17 protein-coding genes are annotated in these 13671 nt (G+C 54.8%); 8 read left to right on the plus strand and 9 right to left on the minus strand.

All coding sequences use genetic code 11. The features are described 5' to 3' along the window. Positions 1-439: 439 nt before the first annotated feature. Positions 440-1075 carry a transcriptional regulator RcsA gene (rcsA, locus tag DBY66_RS17075; RefSeq protein WP_039385157.1) on the plus strand — a complete coding sequence of 212 codons (636 nt, stop codon included), beginning with the start codon at positions 440-442 and terminating at the stop codon, positions 1073-1075. Positions 1076-1236: 161 nt separating this feature from the next. After that, positions 1237-2943: a methyl-accepting chemotaxis protein gene (locus tag DBY66_RS17080; protein ID WP_108569575.1), complete on the plus strand. Its 1707-nt coding sequence runs from the start codon at positions 1237-1239 to the stop codon at positions 2941-2943. 49 nt (positions 2944-2992) lie between these two features. On the opposite strand, the gene dsrB is transcribed toward DBY66_RS17080, so the two are convergent. Further along, positions 2993-3187, minus strand: a complete 195-nt coding sequence (gene dsrB, locus DBY66_RS17085; protein ID WP_039385162.1) for a protein DsrB — start codon at positions 3185-3187, stop codon at positions 2993-2995. A 65-nt stretch (positions 3188-3252) separates the two neighbouring features. Continuing rightward, positions 3253-3411, minus strand: coding sequence for a YqaE/Pmp3 family membrane protein (locus DBY66_RS17090; RefSeq protein ID WP_039385165.1), 159 nt, complete (start codon positions 3409-3411; stop codon positions 3253-3255). A 317-nt stretch (positions 3412-3728) separates the two neighbouring features. Here DBY66_RS17090 and DBY66_RS17880 point away from each other — a divergent pair, with 317 nt between their 5' ends. From DBY66_RS17880 to DBY66_RS17100, 3 genes are all read left to right on the plus strand, one after another. Further along, entirely contained in the window at positions 3729-3905 is a 177-nt protein-coding gene (locus tag DBY66_RS17880; protein ID WP_158531840.1) for a hypothetical protein, read from the plus strand. A gap of 352 nt (positions 3906-4257) precedes the next feature. After that, positions 4258-5058, plus strand: coding sequence for a mannosyl-3-phosphoglycerate phosphatase-related protein (locus DBY66_RS17095; protein ID WP_108569574.1), 801 nt, complete (start codon positions 4258-4260; stop codon positions 5056-5058). Between the two features lie 15 nt (positions 5059-5073). Then, entirely contained in the window at positions 5074-6294 is a 1221-nt protein-coding gene (locus DBY66_RS17100) for a glycosyl transferase (RefSeq protein ID WP_108569573.1), read from the plus strand. Positions 6295-6329: 35 nt separating this feature from the next. On the opposite strand, the gene DBY66_RS17105 is transcribed toward DBY66_RS17100, so the two are convergent. From DBY66_RS17105 to vsr, 5 genes are all read right to left on the minus strand, one after another. After that, on the minus strand, positions 6330-6509 hold the full coding sequence (locus DBY66_RS17105) for a DUF2158 domain-containing protein (RefSeq protein WP_039385173.1): 180 nt from the start codon (positions 6507-6509) through the stop codon (positions 6330-6332). A 177-nt stretch (positions 6510-6686) separates the two neighbouring features. Continuing rightward, complete coding sequence (locus DBY66_RS18095) at positions 6687-6821, minus strand: hypothetical protein (protein ID WP_255402073.1); 135 nt, start codon at positions 6819-6821, stop codon at positions 6687-6689. A 91-nt stretch (positions 6822-6912) separates the two neighbouring features. After that, on the minus strand, positions 6913-7824 hold the full coding sequence (locus DBY66_RS17110) for a DUF808 domain-containing protein (protein WP_039385175.1): 912 nt from the start codon (positions 7822-7824) through the stop codon (positions 6913-6915). 20 nt (positions 7825-7844) lie between these two features. After that, on the minus strand, positions 7845-8111 hold the full coding sequence (locus DBY66_RS17115) for a hypothetical protein (protein ID WP_039385177.1): 267 nt from the start codon (positions 8109-8111) through the stop codon (positions 7845-7847). Between the two features lie 70 nt (positions 8112-8181). Then, positions 8182-8658 (minus strand): DNA mismatch endonuclease Vsr, encoded by a 477-nt coding sequence (gene vsr, locus DBY66_RS17120; protein ID WP_039385180.1) that lies wholly within the window; start codon positions 8656-8658, stop codon positions 8182-8184. A 165-nt stretch (positions 8659-8823) separates the two neighbouring features. Here vsr and dcm point away from each other — a divergent pair, with 165 nt between their 5' ends. After that, complete coding sequence (gene dcm / locus DBY66_RS17125) at positions 8824-10236, plus strand: DNA (cytosine-5-)-methyltransferase (protein ID WP_104085144.1); 1413 nt, start codon at positions 8824-8826, stop codon at positions 10234-10236. A 46-nt stretch (positions 10237-10282) separates the two neighbouring features. Here the strand turns inward: dcm and DBY66_RS17130 are convergent, their stop codons facing one another. Together DBY66_RS17130 and DBY66_RS17135 are read right to left on the minus strand one after the other, a co-directional pair. Beyond that, positions 10283-10537: a hypothetical protein gene (locus tag DBY66_RS17130; RefSeq protein WP_094111324.1), complete on the minus strand. Its 255-nt coding sequence runs from the start codon at positions 10535-10537 to the stop codon at positions 10283-10285. Positions 10538-10609: 72 nt separating this feature from the next. Then, positions 10610-11314, minus strand: a complete 705-nt coding sequence (locus DBY66_RS17135; RefSeq protein WP_039385186.1) for a phosphohydrolase — start codon at positions 11312-11314, stop codon at positions 10610-10612. A 584-nt stretch (positions 11315-11898) separates the two neighbouring features. Between DBY66_RS17135 and DBY66_RS17140 the strand changes: the two genes are divergently transcribed. Then, positions 11899-12588: a hypothetical protein gene (locus tag DBY66_RS17140; protein WP_039385187.1), complete on the plus strand. Its 690-nt coding sequence runs from the start codon at positions 11899-11901 to the stop codon at positions 12586-12588. 184 nt (positions 12589-12772) lie between these two features. Next, positions 12773-13549 carry a DgsA anti-repressor MtfA gene (mtfA, locus tag DBY66_RS17145; protein ID WP_108569572.1) on the plus strand — a complete coding sequence of 259 codons (777 nt, stop codon included), beginning with the start codon at positions 12773-12775 and terminating at the stop codon, positions 13547-13549. Positions 13550-13671 lie beyond the last annotated feature (122 nt).

Here is a 13671-nt window from a genome sequence, read left to right on the forward strand (position 1 = left end):
GGATCGGTTGGCAAAATGCTCAAGGGTATGTTTTTAAACAAAAAAAATTTAAAAGCGATTTTTCTTGTCTAATTTCCCTTTTTCCGGCATTGTCAACACTCGCTGAAGCGTCACACTTTCGCGAAACAAATGTTTTTAAGATTTGTCCTATCAGAATTGCCTGTAACATGCGCGATAGTGACACAGCTCTCAAAAACAGGGCGGAAGGTATACTTAAAGCAAATTCCTGGTGATTCCCGCTATCGCCGGGGAAAGAATGACGTGGATGGAACACAAAAAACTTCGCAGAACGGGTCAGGGAAGAGTCATGATGGCGCAGGGATATAATTTGCCAGACTGCAAAGCAGAATAAAAAAGTGTCTTTGAAAATTTCTCTCGTACCGCAAACGCGTATTCATCGTTGATTTAAACGGATAACAAATTGGTGAGGGTCGCTATAATGCCAACGATTATTATGGATTCATGTAACTACACACGCCTGGGACTGTCGGACTATATGTCGGCAAAAGGAGTTAAAAAGAAAAACATTACTGCAGCCACGGATATCGAACAGCTACAACAAAAATGCGAGCAATTAAAACCTGGCGTAGTATTTATTAACGAAGATTGCTTTATTCACGAAGCCGATTCCAGCGATCGCATTCGTGCTATTATCACACAGCACCCGGATACTCTTTTCTTTATCTTTATGGCGATCTCAAATATCCATTTTGAGGAATATCTCTACGTTCGTAAGAACCTGATTATTACATCAAAATCGATTAAGACATCGACTCTGGATTCACTGCTGGGTACTTACCTGCAAAAGAAACTCAATGCGTCACCGCGTATTTCCGCCGGGATGGACATTCATCCACTGACGCTGAGCCAGACCGAATCAAATATGCTGAAAATGTGGATGTCAGGCCATGACACCATTCAGATTTCAGACAAAATGCAGATTAAGGCTAAAACCGTTTCGTCACATAAAGGCAATATTAAGCGTAAAATCAAAACGCATAATAAACAGGTTATCTATCATGTAGTACGTCTGACAGATAATGTAACCTCCGGCATTTATGTTAACGTGCGATAAGCTGTCTGCTACATAATTTATGCTGCCACAGGGCTGGTCTGATGACCAGCCCTGTTGTTTTTTAACGCTTTTGCGATCGCGATCCCATATTCTCACCTAAGCCTTTCCCCTGCCCTGCCGATGTTTGCTTTCAGAACCCTTACCACTATGAGAGCAAGGAAATGAAAACAGCATCGATCGATGTAGATAATAAGCTCAGCCTCTGGCAAAACCTGCGCCTGATGCCGCTATTCAGCGTGATATTCGGCGGCATTCTGCTGCTTTTTGCCCTGTGTATTGGTCTCGCCAGCTATTTTCTCATTCAGAGTAATAATTCGCTGAACGATGCCACCGAAGAGATTCAGGTGCGCATGGGCATTTCCAACAGCTCTAACCATCTGCGCACTGCCCGCCTTAATATACTGCAGGCGGGCGCGGCAACGCGTATTGGCGAGATGGATAGCTATCGCGCCGATCTGGCGCGGACAGAAACGCGCATTAAACAGGCGCGTGAAGGATTTACGCTTTATATGGCGCGCGATGTTAAAACGCCCGCCGATCTGGCCCTGGATGCGCCACTGACCGCCAGCTTCAATCAATATATCGATAAAGGCGTGAAGCCGATGATTGAGTCAGCGCGTCAGGGTAGCTTCGAAGGCATTGTGGCACAGGAGACCGATGTCACCCGTAAACTGGATGACGCCTATAACGCGCTGCTGCTGAAGGCCATTAAAATCCGTACCGAGCGGGCCGAGGCGATTAACGCCGGGGCAGCGCACCAGGCGCGCCTTGGCTTTATCGCCATGGCAGCGGCGTTTGCGGCTGCATTAGTGCTGGTCGGGCTGACCTTTATTTTTCTGCGGCGGATCATTATTAATCCTCTGCGCCAGTCGGTGGTCCGCATTGAGCGAATTGCCCGGGGTGATTTGACCGCCGCCGATGTGCCGTGCGGGCGTAACGAAATCGGCATGCTGTTGCATAATCTGCAGCTGATGCAGGCGGCGCTGGTACGCACCGTGGGCAGCGTGCGCGAAGGGGCGGAGGCTATTTATCAGGGAACCAGCGAAATCTCCGCCGGGAACACCGACCTCTCTTCCCGCACCGAGCAGCAGGCATCAGCACTGGAACAGACCGCGGCCAGTATGGAGCAGCTCACCGCGACGGTGAAGCAGAATGCGGAAAATGCCCATCACGCCAGTCAGCTGGCGGCTGACGCCTCTGACAAAGCGCGCAACGGTGGCGATCTGGTCAGCGGCGTAGTGAAAACCATGAACAACATCTCCGGCAGCTCGAAAAAAATTGCTGAAATCACCAACGTGATTAACAGCATCGCTTTTCAGACAAATATTCTGGCGCTGAACGCTGCGGTAGAAGCTGCCCGGGCGGGAGAACAGGGCCGCGGTTTCGCCGTTGTCGCCAGCGAAGTACGCAGCCTGGCACAGCGCAGCGCTCAGGCGGCGAAAGAGATCGAAACGCTGATTGCCGAGTCGGTCGCGCTGATTGGTGACGGATCGCATCAGGTGGGCGAAGCGGGAACCACCATGAGTGACATCGTTGAAGCCGTACGGCGCGTTACCGATATTATGGCAGAGATCGCCGCAGCCTCAGATGAGCAGAGCCGCGGTATCCAGCAGGTCAGCCTGGCGGTAACGGAGATGGATAATGTGACGCAGCAAAACGCCTCGCTGGTTGAAGAAGCCTCTTCTGCAGCGGCCTCGCTGGAAGATCAGGCGGGTAAACTGACGCAGGCGGTGGCGGCATTCCGCCTCAGCGACAGCGCTTACGCCACAACGAAAGTTGCGGCGCCGGTCAACGCGGCGCCAGCGGCTCAGCGCACGGTGCGTCCGGCACTGGCGGTATCAGGCAGCGATAACTGGGAGACCTTCTGACAGCACGCGCCCCGCTGAAGCGTCAGACGGGGCGCGCGGTTTGGTTTGCTCAGCCGGTGCTTTCAGGCTCAACAAATACGCCTTCGGCGTGGTCGCTTTCGTTAAAAAACCAGATGCCCAGCGGATAATCCTCCAGCGCCACCAGATACATGGTCCCTTCGTTAAACGGCTCCACCGCCAGCAGTTTACCTGCGCGGCGCGGGCCGCCGTCTGTTTTCACCGTTACGCGTTCACCTGCCTGCATTGCGACCTCTCAGCGACTGTTTTGCGCCAGTGTACCGTAAACAGGCGGCGAAATAGTGATCGCGATCAGCGACGGGCGATAACCCAGACAGCGTGGACGATGCCGGGAATATAGCCACACAGCGTCAGCAGAATGTTCAGCCAGAACGCTCCGCCAAAACCTACCTGCATGAATACGCCCAGCGGTGGCAGCAAAATAGCGATAATAATGCGCAGCAAATCCATACTAACTCCTTGTTATCAATAATAATCAAACAGCGTTAAGCATAGCTGCTTCTGGTAAAAACAGGAGCGACGTCAGGTAAAGAACTGTCAAAAGCCGCTTTTTCACTCTCTTAACGTTTTGCAGCGAGAACCCTGACGGAGAAAACGCCTATCATCATTTCGCTGCATCAACCCCAAAGAAGCAGCCAACCTAAAAGTAACAAGGATTTTTGCCCGCGCAGCGCGGGCTTTTTTTTGCCTGTCGCGCTGCGCGCGTATGCGCGTATGCGCGTGCCGCACTATACTCAAGACTCACCCTGGCTTTGCGGAGTCCCCGTATGCGTGCAGAAGAAACCCGCCCTCGCTCCCTGTCGGCAGGCAATCCGGAACAGGAAAAAGAGCGCGACCCGGAGTGGTTTGATTCATCGGGTAAAACCATGGATCAGGCGCGCTGCCTTTCTGAACAGTGCGAAGTGGATATTCACGATTGCAGCTTTTGCGAAGCGAATCGCTGAGAGTAGTTTAAAAAAAACCCGGCTCAGGCCGGGTTAAATTTATCAATGGATTCGTTACACCAGGAAACGGTAATGCCGTTTCAGATTACGCTCACTGTGTATGAAGGCAACCGGCTTTTGTGCATATAAAGTGCAGAAATATGCATATCTCCTGGCGTTAAACCCGGCAGAGAGCCACGCCGTCTGCGCTTCACCCTGCACACTTCATGCACCGGCAGCCGGAGTAACGCTGCCTTTTAAGATTATTCCTGGTTGTCGCGTTTGCTAAGCCGGAAAAACGTGCAATCCTCATAACGCTATTATACTGATTACTCTCTGCTTTACTCACCTCTGTGGTGTAAGGAGTATGACGATGATTGATCCCGATTCCCCTCTGCTGGTGGTAACCGACCTGGACGGCTCGCTGCTGGATCACCACGATTACAACTGGGAAGCTGCCCGCCCGTGGCTGGACTATTTTGCCGCACGCCAGATCCCGGTGGTGCTCTGCTCCAGTAAAACCGCTGCAGAGATTATCCCGCTGCAGAAGCGCCTGGGTTTAAGCGGAGCGCCGTTTATCGCTGAAAATGGTGCCCGCATCAGCTTTGGCGACGACGTTACGGTTAGCGATGAGCCAGGCGCTGACTATCTGGCGCTGTGCGACACGCTGGCGGCGCTAAAAACGGAATTTCGCTTTACCGGTTTTCACGATCTCAGTGACAGCGACGTGGCGAGCTTTACCGGTCTGGCGCTGAGTGACGCCCGGCTAAGTCGCCTGCGTGACGCCTCGGAGGTGATTTTGTGGCGCGACGAGAGCGATAAGCTGGAGGCGTTTCGCGCCGCGCTGGCCCGGCATCAGCTTGCGCTGACGCAGGGCGGCCGCTTCTGGCACGTGATGCCGGAAAACTGCGGTAAAGGTATCGCGCTGACGCAGCTGCAGCAGCAGCTGATGCAGCAGGATGGCGTAAGCCGGATAACGCTGGGTCTGGGTGACGGCCCCAATGATATTCCCATGCTTGAACAGGCGGACTACGCGGTCATTATCAGAGGCTTCAGCAAGTCACCGGTTGAACTCAGCCGTACCGATAGCGACCATATCTATCGCACAATGCAAACCGGGCCAAACGGCTGGAGCGAAGGCATAGATCACTTTCTGGCCCCCCATAAGCCGTAATCAGAGGATGAGACGATGAGTGATTTTTATCAGAATGGCGTCATTACGAATTTCCATAACCTCACCCATCGCCACGTGGAGTCGCTGGAAAAAGAGATGGTGCAGTTTGCCCGTCGGCGTAAAATGGGCCTGATCCTGCCCTCGCTGTTCTCCGAGCTGGAGGGCCCGGCGCTGGATAATATTGTTAATGAGCTGGCGCAGGTGCCCTATCTGGAAGAGATTGTGATTGGCCTCGATCGCGCCGATCGCGATCAGTTCCTGTTTGCCCGCGACTTCTTCTCGCGCCTGCCCCAGCGGCACCGCATTCTGTGGAATGACGGACCGCGTCTGAAAGCGATTGATGCTGAGCTGGATAAAGAGGGTCTCTCGCCCAGCCAGCCGGGCAAAGGGCGCAATGTCTGGTTCTGTACCGGTTACACCCTGGCGTCCGATCGCACCCAGTGCGTGGCGCTACACGACTGCGACATTGTGACCTATGAGCGCGGCATGCTGGCGCGTCTGCTCTATCCGCTGGCCAACCCGGCGTTTCAGTATGAGTTTTGCAAAGGGTTTTATGCGCGCGTCGCGGATGGCAAGCTCAATGGCCGCGTCGGCCGTCTGCTGGTCGGACCGATGCTGCGTTCGCTGCAGCAGGTGTATGGCCACTCCGAATATCTCGACTACCTCAGCAGCTTTCGCTATCCCCTCTCCGGCGAGTTTGCCATGCGCACCCATGTGCTTAACGGCATTAAAATCCCTGGCGACTGGGGGCTGGAGATCGGCGTGCTGTCTGAGATCTATCGCAACTATACGACCCGACAGAGCTGTCAGGTCGAGATCGCCGATCACTATGACCACAAGCATCAGCCGCTGGCCGAAGAGGATGGTACCGGGGGGCTGAAGCGCATGAGCAGCGATATTGTCCAGTCGCTGCTGCGCAAGCTGGCGACCATGGGCGTGCCGCTGACCAGCGATTCGTTTCGCGTGCTGAAGGCGACTTATTACCGTAACGCGCTGGATATGATGGAGATCTACCGGCATGAAGCAACCATGAACGGCCTGTCGTTCGATCAGCACAAAGAGGAAGCGGCGGTGGAGATGTTTACCCAGGCCATTCTCGACGCCGGTCAGTCGTTTATTGAACGCCCCAACGATAAGCCCTTTATTCCGAGCTGGAGTCGCGTTCAGTCGGCGTTTCCGGATATTCTGCAGCGGATTTATCAGGCGGTGGAAGAAGATAACGAGGGAAAAGTGTAACGGGATACGGGACGGCGAAACCGTCCCGATCAGATTCAGCTGGCGAGCCGGGATTCCGTAGTCATGTGACTCAGTTCATCACTATGGAATGCCTCACGGCGCACGCTATAGCCATCATACCAACGACACTCAACCATTCCGCTGGCATAGCCGGTTACCACCATCGTGGGTCCGCCCTGTTTGTGCTGAACTTCATCACTCACTGCAAAGGTCATACCGCGCCCTCCCTTTTACCGTTGATTGAACGCTTAAAGGTATAGCAGCCGGACAGACAATTTGCCTATAGGATAATGTTATTAGTGTGATAAAAGAGGAATAAGCAGTGCAAAATCTGGTTTATAAACAAAGCCGGTAATGTTTATTACCGGCTTTGAAATTTTTAGCTGCGACCGTCAGATTTTGCAGCCTTCGCACTCAGCATCATCACTGAGTTCAGCCGGCACTTCGCTGGCTTTTTCCGCCGCTTTCGCTTCAGCCTGTTCCAGCTGGGCATCGATATCAAATTCAAACATATCGTCGTTCATCATCACTCTCCTGAAAATTAGTGTGCCGCGCGTTATATCGCATTGCCAGAGATAAGCGGTAAGCGGCTTGTGCGCCGCTCGCCGCGCTGGCCTGTTATGCCGACTTACCGCGAACTTTAGCGATCAGGTTAACCACCAGCAGCACAATCGCGCCGACAATAAACCCAAGCACCAGATTGGCCCCGTTACTCAGCAGGCCGGAAACCAGACCGTTAAAGCCGCTGCTGTATTCGCTGATAGCATGATGCAGCGGCGTGATACCATGCACAATAATGCCGCCGCCCACCAGAAACATCGCCAGCGTGCCGACGACGGTAAGAATTTTCATCAGCCACGGCGCCATCGCCAGCAGAAAACCGCCCACCGCCTGCGCCAGTGAAGAGGACTTTTCCCGCAGCCAGTAGCCGAGGTCATCGATTTTCACAATCATCGCCACAATGCCATAGACACCGATGGTCACCAGAATGGCGATACCGGCGAGGATCAGCACCTGGTTAAGCAGCGGCGCCTCTGACACGATGCCCAGCGTAATCGCCACGATCTCCGCTGAAAGAATAAAGTCAGTGCGTACCGCACCTTTGACCTTGCTCTTTTCATACGCGCGCGGATCCTGCTGTGCCAGGCTGTCGAGCCGCTGCTGACGCGCTTCCGGGCTCTTTTCCTCTTTATCGTGCTGCAGGCTGTGTAACACCTTTTCCACCCCTTCATAGCAGAGGTAGGCGCCCCCCAGCATCAGCAACGGCGTGATAAGCCAGGGAGCAAACGCCGAAATCACCAGCGCCAGCGGCACCAGGATCAGCTTATTCAGAAATGAGCCTTTCGCAACGCCCCAGACCACCGGCAATTCGCGATTGGCTTTGACGCCCGTGACCTGCTGCGCATTAAGCGACAAATCGTCGCCCAGCACGCCAGCGGTTTTTTTTGCCGCAACCTTGCCCATGACTGAAATGTCATCCAGCAGCGTTGCAATATCATCCAGAAGCGTAAGTAAACTGGTTCCTGCCAAAATGGTAATCCTTATTCCGGTTAGTGTTCCTGACAACAGGGGCAGCGCTCAACCCACGTCACCGACATGTCGGCGATGCCCTCACAGTCCCATTCAACGCGTAACGTTTTTCCCTGCGTATCCGCTGCGTGCAGATATTTACTCACCGGACTTTCGGTCATGCCGCTGATCTCCTCTGTGGCAATCAGCCGATCGTCGAGCCAGATGCGTGCCGTGGCCTGTGTCGCCACCAGCCGCTCGTCACGCAGCTGATAGAGCCGTCTGACCGTCAGTTTAATACTGCTCATGGTAGTGCTCCGCGTCCCAGAGAAAAACGTGATCTAAACGATTATTGCCGCGAAAAGCAATCATCGCCGGCTAGAGCGGATGGTAATGATGCAATCCCTGATGATCCAGCTCCGCGCTCTGCCCGGCGGCCAGTAGCCACTCCTCAAGGCGCTCAATCAGCTGATTGTCATTCAGCCGCAGCTTACCGCGCAGCGCGCACTCCCAGACAATCAGAACCTTCCAGCCGGTCTCCTGCAGCTGCTGCACATAGCGCCGGTCACGCTCAACGTTACTGTTGATTTTGCCGTTCCAGAAACTGGTGCGCGTGGCGGGCATTTTAAACAGATAGCAGTGATGACGATGCCAGAAACAGCCGTGCACAAAGATAATGGCCTGCTGCTCAGGCAGCACGAAATCGGGCCGCCCCGGCAGCGCTTTATCCTGCACGCGAAAGCTGAAGCCGCGATCTTTCAATATCGCGGCCACGCGCTGTTCAATCGCCGTATCCTGATTGCGGATCGCGCGCATATTTTTACTGCGGATCTCTTGTGAGTGAACGTCAGCCATGCCGTTTCCTTTTCCTGCGGGCCTATTCAACTTTAGCGTTTTACGGCAAAAGCGAAAGCGGCGGCGTAAAAGAGTGCGGCACGGCGCGCAGCGTCACACGACGCGCTAATTTCAACCCTGACAGATGAGTGGTAGCATAGCCGCTCAACTGTTAAGGAAAAACGCATGCTCGCTCCCGATCCCGCCGCACCGGCTACCCCCTCTTCATTAACCGCTGCGCAGGATGATTTAGCGCTGTTACTGCAGGTACTGGATATCTACGCGGCGCGCGATGTGATGCAGACCCTCAACGCCGCCGGCACAGGCCACTGGAGCGTGGCGAAGCTGAACCGTCTGCGCAGTGGCAAAGCCGCGTCGGCAATGCTTCTGCCGTCTGAGATCGCCAGCCTGCGTGCCCTGCTGCCATCGCGACCGGCCCACTATGAGAGGCCCGCCTTTCAGTTTATCGATCTCTTTGCCGGTATCGGCGGCATCCGGCGCGGCTTTGAGCAGGCCGGCGGCGAATGCGTTTTTACCAGCGAATGGAATAAAGAGGCGGTCCGCACCTATAAAGCGAACCACTACTGCGATCCGCTGCGCCACCGGTTCAATACCGATATTCGTCTCGTCACGCAGCCAGCCGGCCTCACTGAGGAGGCGGCTATCTATCAGCATATCGATCGCGCTATCCCCGATCACCAGGTGCTGCTGGCCGGCTTTCCCTGTCAGCCTTTTTCACTGGCGGGCGTCAGTAAAAAGAACGCGCTCGGCCGGGCGCACGGCTTTGAGTGTGAGGCGCAGGGCACGCTGTTTTTTGACGTGGCGCGCATTCTCGCGGCTAAAAAGCCCGCGTTTTTTGTGCTGGAAAATGTCAAGAATCTGAAGAGCCACGATAAGGGCCGCACCTTCGCCATTATTATGGCAACGCTGGATGAGCTGGGTTATGACGTGGCGGATGCGGATGATAAAGGCACACCGGACGCCAAAGTGATCGACGCGCGCTATTTTCTGCCGCAGCACCGTGAGCGCATTGTGCTGGTGGGCATCCGGCGCGATAGCGGCGTTAAGCAGCCCTTTTCACTGCGCGCGTTGCCGGCGCTCTATCCGCCGCAGGTGCCGCCACTGCAGAGTTTGCTGGACGCAGATCCGGGTGAAAAATATACCCTGTCGCCAACGCTCTGGCACTACCTCTATCGCTATGCGCAAAAGCACAAGGCGAAAGGCAACGGCTTTGGCTTTGGCCTGAACGATCCGCAGAATCCGCACTGCTGCGTGCGCACGCTTTCAGCGCGCTACTACAAAGATGGCTCGGAGATCCTGATCGATCGCGGCTGGGATCGCGCGCTGGGTGAACAGAACTTTACCGCTGCTGAGAACATGGCGCGGCGACCGCGCCGGCTGAGCCCGCGCGAGTGCGCGCGCCTGATGGGGTTTGAAGCGCCGGGTGAAGCGCGGTTCCGCATCCCGGTCTCCGATACCCAGGCCTATCGTCAGTTTGGCAATTCCGTGGTGGTGCCGGTATTTGCTGCGGTAGCGAAATTACTGCTGCCGCTGATTGAATACTACAGGCTGAACGCGCCAGAGCAGGCTGATAGCTGATCGCGCATAAGAAATAGCTCACCCGCCGGGCGGCGGGTGGCAGAGATTACTTCTTCTTCTTGCTCTTTTTCAGTAGCGCACGGATCTGGCGCAGTTCCGTAGCGCTTAACCGGTCGTCCGGCGTCTCATCGGAGTGCAGATTATCTACCGCCGTCTCCTGCTGCGGGGCACTCTGCAGGCTCGCCTGCAGCCGGTTAACAATCTCCTGACTCATTGAAAGCTGATTGTCAGCAGCCAGCTGCTTAATCTCCTCTTTCAGTGCCGGATCAATTTTAATCGTAATGTTCACGGTTTCAGTCATTTCCACACTCCCTGCTATTTTTTTCACAAACGTAGCGGAAGATGAGGTCAGTTAACAGTCTGTCATAAAAATTTAATATTCCTGTAACGTGCAGCAGAAGTCGCGCAGCACGGATTCATCAACCCCCGCCAGGTTCCCCTGCAGCTCCGCACAGAGTTTGGCCATATAGTGCACCAGAAAATCGGCGTTATATTCAGCCAGACGACGTCCCGCTGCCGTTTGCATGGTTTCAGGCAGGCGCAGCAGCTTTTTCTGAAAGTGATCCAGCGTCCACTTCACATCGTCGAGCTCGCGATCGCGCCCCAGCGGATCGTCACTGTCAAACAGCGGCCGGCCCAGTGCGCCAGCCGTATAGAATACGCGTGCCAGTCCGATAGCCCCCAGCGACTCCAGACGATCGGCATCCTGCACAATTTTTGCTTCTGCGGTCAGCGGCGTAATGGCAGCACTAAAACTGTGCGCCTGCACCGCGTGCGCCACGCTATCTATAAGTTCAGCGGGAAAATCGGGAAAATCCTGTTGCAGAATACGGCGCGTCTCTTCAGCGGCAAACGTAGAGGCAAGATGACGCTGCGGATGGTTCTTCGGCAGATTCACCACGTCGTGAAAGTAGCTGGCGGTCAGTACCACCATGGCATCGGCAGGCGTCTCCTGCATGATACGCGCCGCGCTCATCCAGACCCGACGCAGATGCCCTGTGTCGTGCGCCTTATCGTCATGCTGCCAGTTCAGCCGCAGCCAGTGTTCATAACGTTGTTGCCAGTGTGTAATGGACATGATGCTTCTCCTGTTATGACATGTGGTGCGCGGCGGGAGCTCTTCAGACTCAGCCCTATCTTAGCGGGCAGGTCATGACACTTTTCTTACAGCATTTTTGGGGTAAGAGGGAAAAATCTGCGATCCTGATCATGTTATAGCGTTGTTAAGCCCGCTTGCCCAGTAGCCTTTTTGTTTTCAGCTTTTCCTTATGACGTTTCACTATCGTCAGATTTAGTTAACATAGTTTATGTGTCGCGCTTAACCGCGATGCCAGTGCGCGGGGAATTTAAGCGGTCACTCCTCGCTGACAGATAGCCAGTTATTAGCGGAGAAAAAGGTGAAATAGTCTGAAAATATTTCTATTTTGGCCGTTATAACGTACTGTATAGGGGAAATTTCCGCATTTCGCCGGTACGTTAAGCGATCTGCACCCCACTTTTTGCCTGGATGTTTTTTTAATACCGGAACAGGAAGGGAACGCCTGATTATCAGGTGACAAATTATTAAGCAAATTTGTTTGAAACCTTTATGCTAAGGGTCTCGTCCTGTACAGGATGTAACGTCAACGCTTTCCGGGTTCGTGATATAACAAGAGGTAAAAAATGAAAGAACGGCCGATTCTTTTTTCCGAACAGCGGGTTCGCGCCCTACTGGTTGGCCAGCAAACACAGACCCGACGCATTATGAAAACGCAGGCATTTGGTCCAGGACAGGACCACCATGAAGGCGTTCATGCGTTTGATGTCAGTGCGAATCATCTTCACGGCTACAAACTGATGTCGATGTCCGATATCAGCGCGCACTGTCCCTTCGGGCAGGTTGGCGATCGCCTGTGGGTACGCGAAACCTGGCGCGGCCCGATTGTGCCGGAAGCGCAGCTGGCAGAGTACGATCGCGATCCCCAGCTGTTTCGCCATCCCGACTTCTGCCAGTATCGTGCTGACAGCAACGAGTTTGGTCAGCTGGAGGACGATCTGCAGGACGCGGAGCAGTTTGGCTGGCAGACGGCCATTCACATGCCGCGCTGGGCAAGCCGCATCGATCTGACCATCACCGCGATCCGGGCTGAAAAAATCCAGGATATCAGCGAGGATGACATCATGGCGGAGGGCGTTCAGACGGACTCGCACTTCCTGAACAACTTCTTTACCATGAATATGAATTCAGAGTCGCCCAAAGAGGCGTATCGCAAAGCGTGGCAAAAACAGTATGGCGCGACCAGCTGGGAGGTTAACCCCTGGGTCTGGGTCATTGAATTTGAGCGCGTTCTGCGCGAAAGCCGATCGCTCTGAGCATGCGCCCTGCGCCTCTTCTGCCCACCGGAAGAGGCGCTTACGCCCCGCCCCGCTTTTTTTTGCTTTTCACTTTGCAAGCGCAATCACAGACACCGTCCCGGCTAACAGGTTGAATAACGGGTTTGACGTCTGGCACATTCTGTCCCGTCGGCACTCCTTCTCTCCTTTTACAGGCGCTGCGATGTTTAAATGGTCCCGGAACGCGCATAAATCCGATGCTGTCGCTGAACTGCCCTGGACGCAGGCGCTGCGGCAGCCTGTGTTTTCACTGCTTAATCATGACGAGCACGCCGTTCTGATCGGCATGGCGCAGCGCTTTCTGCAGCAGAAAAAATTTGTCCTGCTGCAGGGCACTGAACTGGATGCGCTGCACAGCGCCCGTCTGGCGCTGCTGTTTTGCCTGCCGGTGCTGAAGCTGGGCGTGGAGTGGCTGGATGGCTTTCACGACGTGCTTATCTATCCTGAACCCTTTACGGTTGATGACCGCTGGGAAGATGAGAGCGGGCTGGTGCATCAGGCGCCCGCTGTACACGCCGGGCAGAGCTGGACGCAGGGGCCGGTGGTGCTCAACGCGCTGGATATTTCCGACGCGTTCGATCTCTCAGGCTATAACCTGGTGATCCATGAAGTGGCGCATAAGCTGGACGCGCGCGGCAGCGGCTACACCAGCGGCATCCCCGCTATTCCGCTGCGCGAGGTCGCTGGCTGGGAGAAAGATTTGCTGCAGGTGATGCAGGAAATTGACGATGAAGTGGCACTCGCGGGTGAAGAGGCCGCGACCTTTGATCCCTACGCAGCCAGCGATCCGGCCGAATGTTTTGCTGTGCTGTCAGAATATTTCTTCACTGCGCCCGACCTGCTCCTTCAGCGCTTTCCGGCGATGTATCGACACCTGCAGCTGTTTTACCGTCAGGATCCTGCTGCCCGGCTTGCGACGCTGGCGGCGGAATCTGCCTGATCCCTGCGCGGGCTGTATCTTTGCTAGCCAGTTGAATGCAATTGTGTTTTAAGCTGTTGACAGGCTCGTCCGGGGCCACTACTATTCGCCTCGTTCACACGATTCCTCTGTAGTTCAGTCGG

The organism is Pantoea sp. RIT413, assembly GCF_003057675.2.
Classification (GTDB): domain Bacteria; phylum Pseudomonadota; class Gammaproteobacteria; order Enterobacterales; family Enterobacteriaceae; genus Pantoea; species Pantoea eucrina.

Bases quoted from the DNA above. Each gene is read 5' to 3' on its own strand.
- vsr (WP_039385180.1), bottom strand. From the start codon at position 8,658: ATGGCTGACGTTCACTCACAAGAGATCCGCAGTAAAAATATGCGCGCG.
- DBY66_RS17100 (WP_108569573.1), top strand. From the start codon at position 5,074: ATGAGTGATTTTTATCAGAATGGCGTCATTACGAATTTCCATAACCTC.
- DBY66_RS17880 (WP_158531840.1), top strand. From the start codon at position 3,729: ATGCGTGCAGAAGAAACCCGCCCTCGCTCCCTGTCGGCAGGCAATCCG.
- DBY66_RS17130 (WP_094111324.1), bottom strand. From the start codon at position 10,537: ATGACTGAAACCGTGAACATTACGATTAAAATTGATCCGGCACTGAAA.
- dsrB (WP_039385162.1), bottom strand. From the start codon at position 3,187: ATGCAGGCAGGTGAACGCGTAACGGTGAAAACAGACGGCGGCCCGCGC.
- DBY66_RS17090 (WP_039385165.1), bottom strand. From the start codon at position 3,411: ATGGATTTGCTGCGCATTATTATCGCTATTTTGCTGCCACCGCTGGGC.
- dcm (WP_104085144.1), top strand. From the start codon at position 8,824: ATGCTCGCTCCCGATCCCGCCGCACCGGCTACCCCCTCTTCATTAACC.
- DBY66_RS17105 (WP_039385173.1), bottom strand. From the start codon at position 6,509: ATGACCTTTGCAGTGAGTGATGAAGTTCAGCACAAACAGGGCGGACCC.
- DBY66_RS17095 (WP_108569574.1), top strand. From the start codon at position 4,258: ATGATTGATCCCGATTCCCCTCTGCTGGTGGTAACCGACCTGGACGGC.
- mtfA (WP_108569572.1), top strand. From the start codon at position 12,773: ATGTTTAAATGGTCCCGGAACGCGCATAAATCCGATGCTGTCGCTGAA.
- DBY66_RS17115 (WP_039385177.1), bottom strand. From the start codon at position 8,111: ATGAGCAGTATTAAACTGACGGTCAGACGGCTCTATCAGCTGCGTGAC.
- DBY66_RS17140 (WP_039385187.1), top strand. From the start codon at position 11,899: ATGAAAGAACGGCCGATTCTTTTTTCCGAACAGCGGGTTCGCGCCCTA.
- DBY66_RS17135 (WP_039385186.1), bottom strand. From the start codon at position 11,314: ATGTCCATTACACACTGGCAACAACGTTATGAACACTGGCTGCGGCTG.
- rcsA (WP_039385157.1), top strand. From the start codon at position 440: ATGCCAACGATTATTATGGATTCATGTAACTACACACGCCTGGGACTG.
- DBY66_RS17080 (WP_108569575.1), top strand. From the start codon at position 1,237: ATGAAAACAGCATCGATCGATGTAGATAATAAGCTCAGCCTCTGGCAA.
- DBY66_RS18095 (WP_255402073.1), bottom strand. From the start codon at position 6,821: ATGATGAACGACGATATGTTTGAATTTGATATCGATGCCCAGCTGGAA.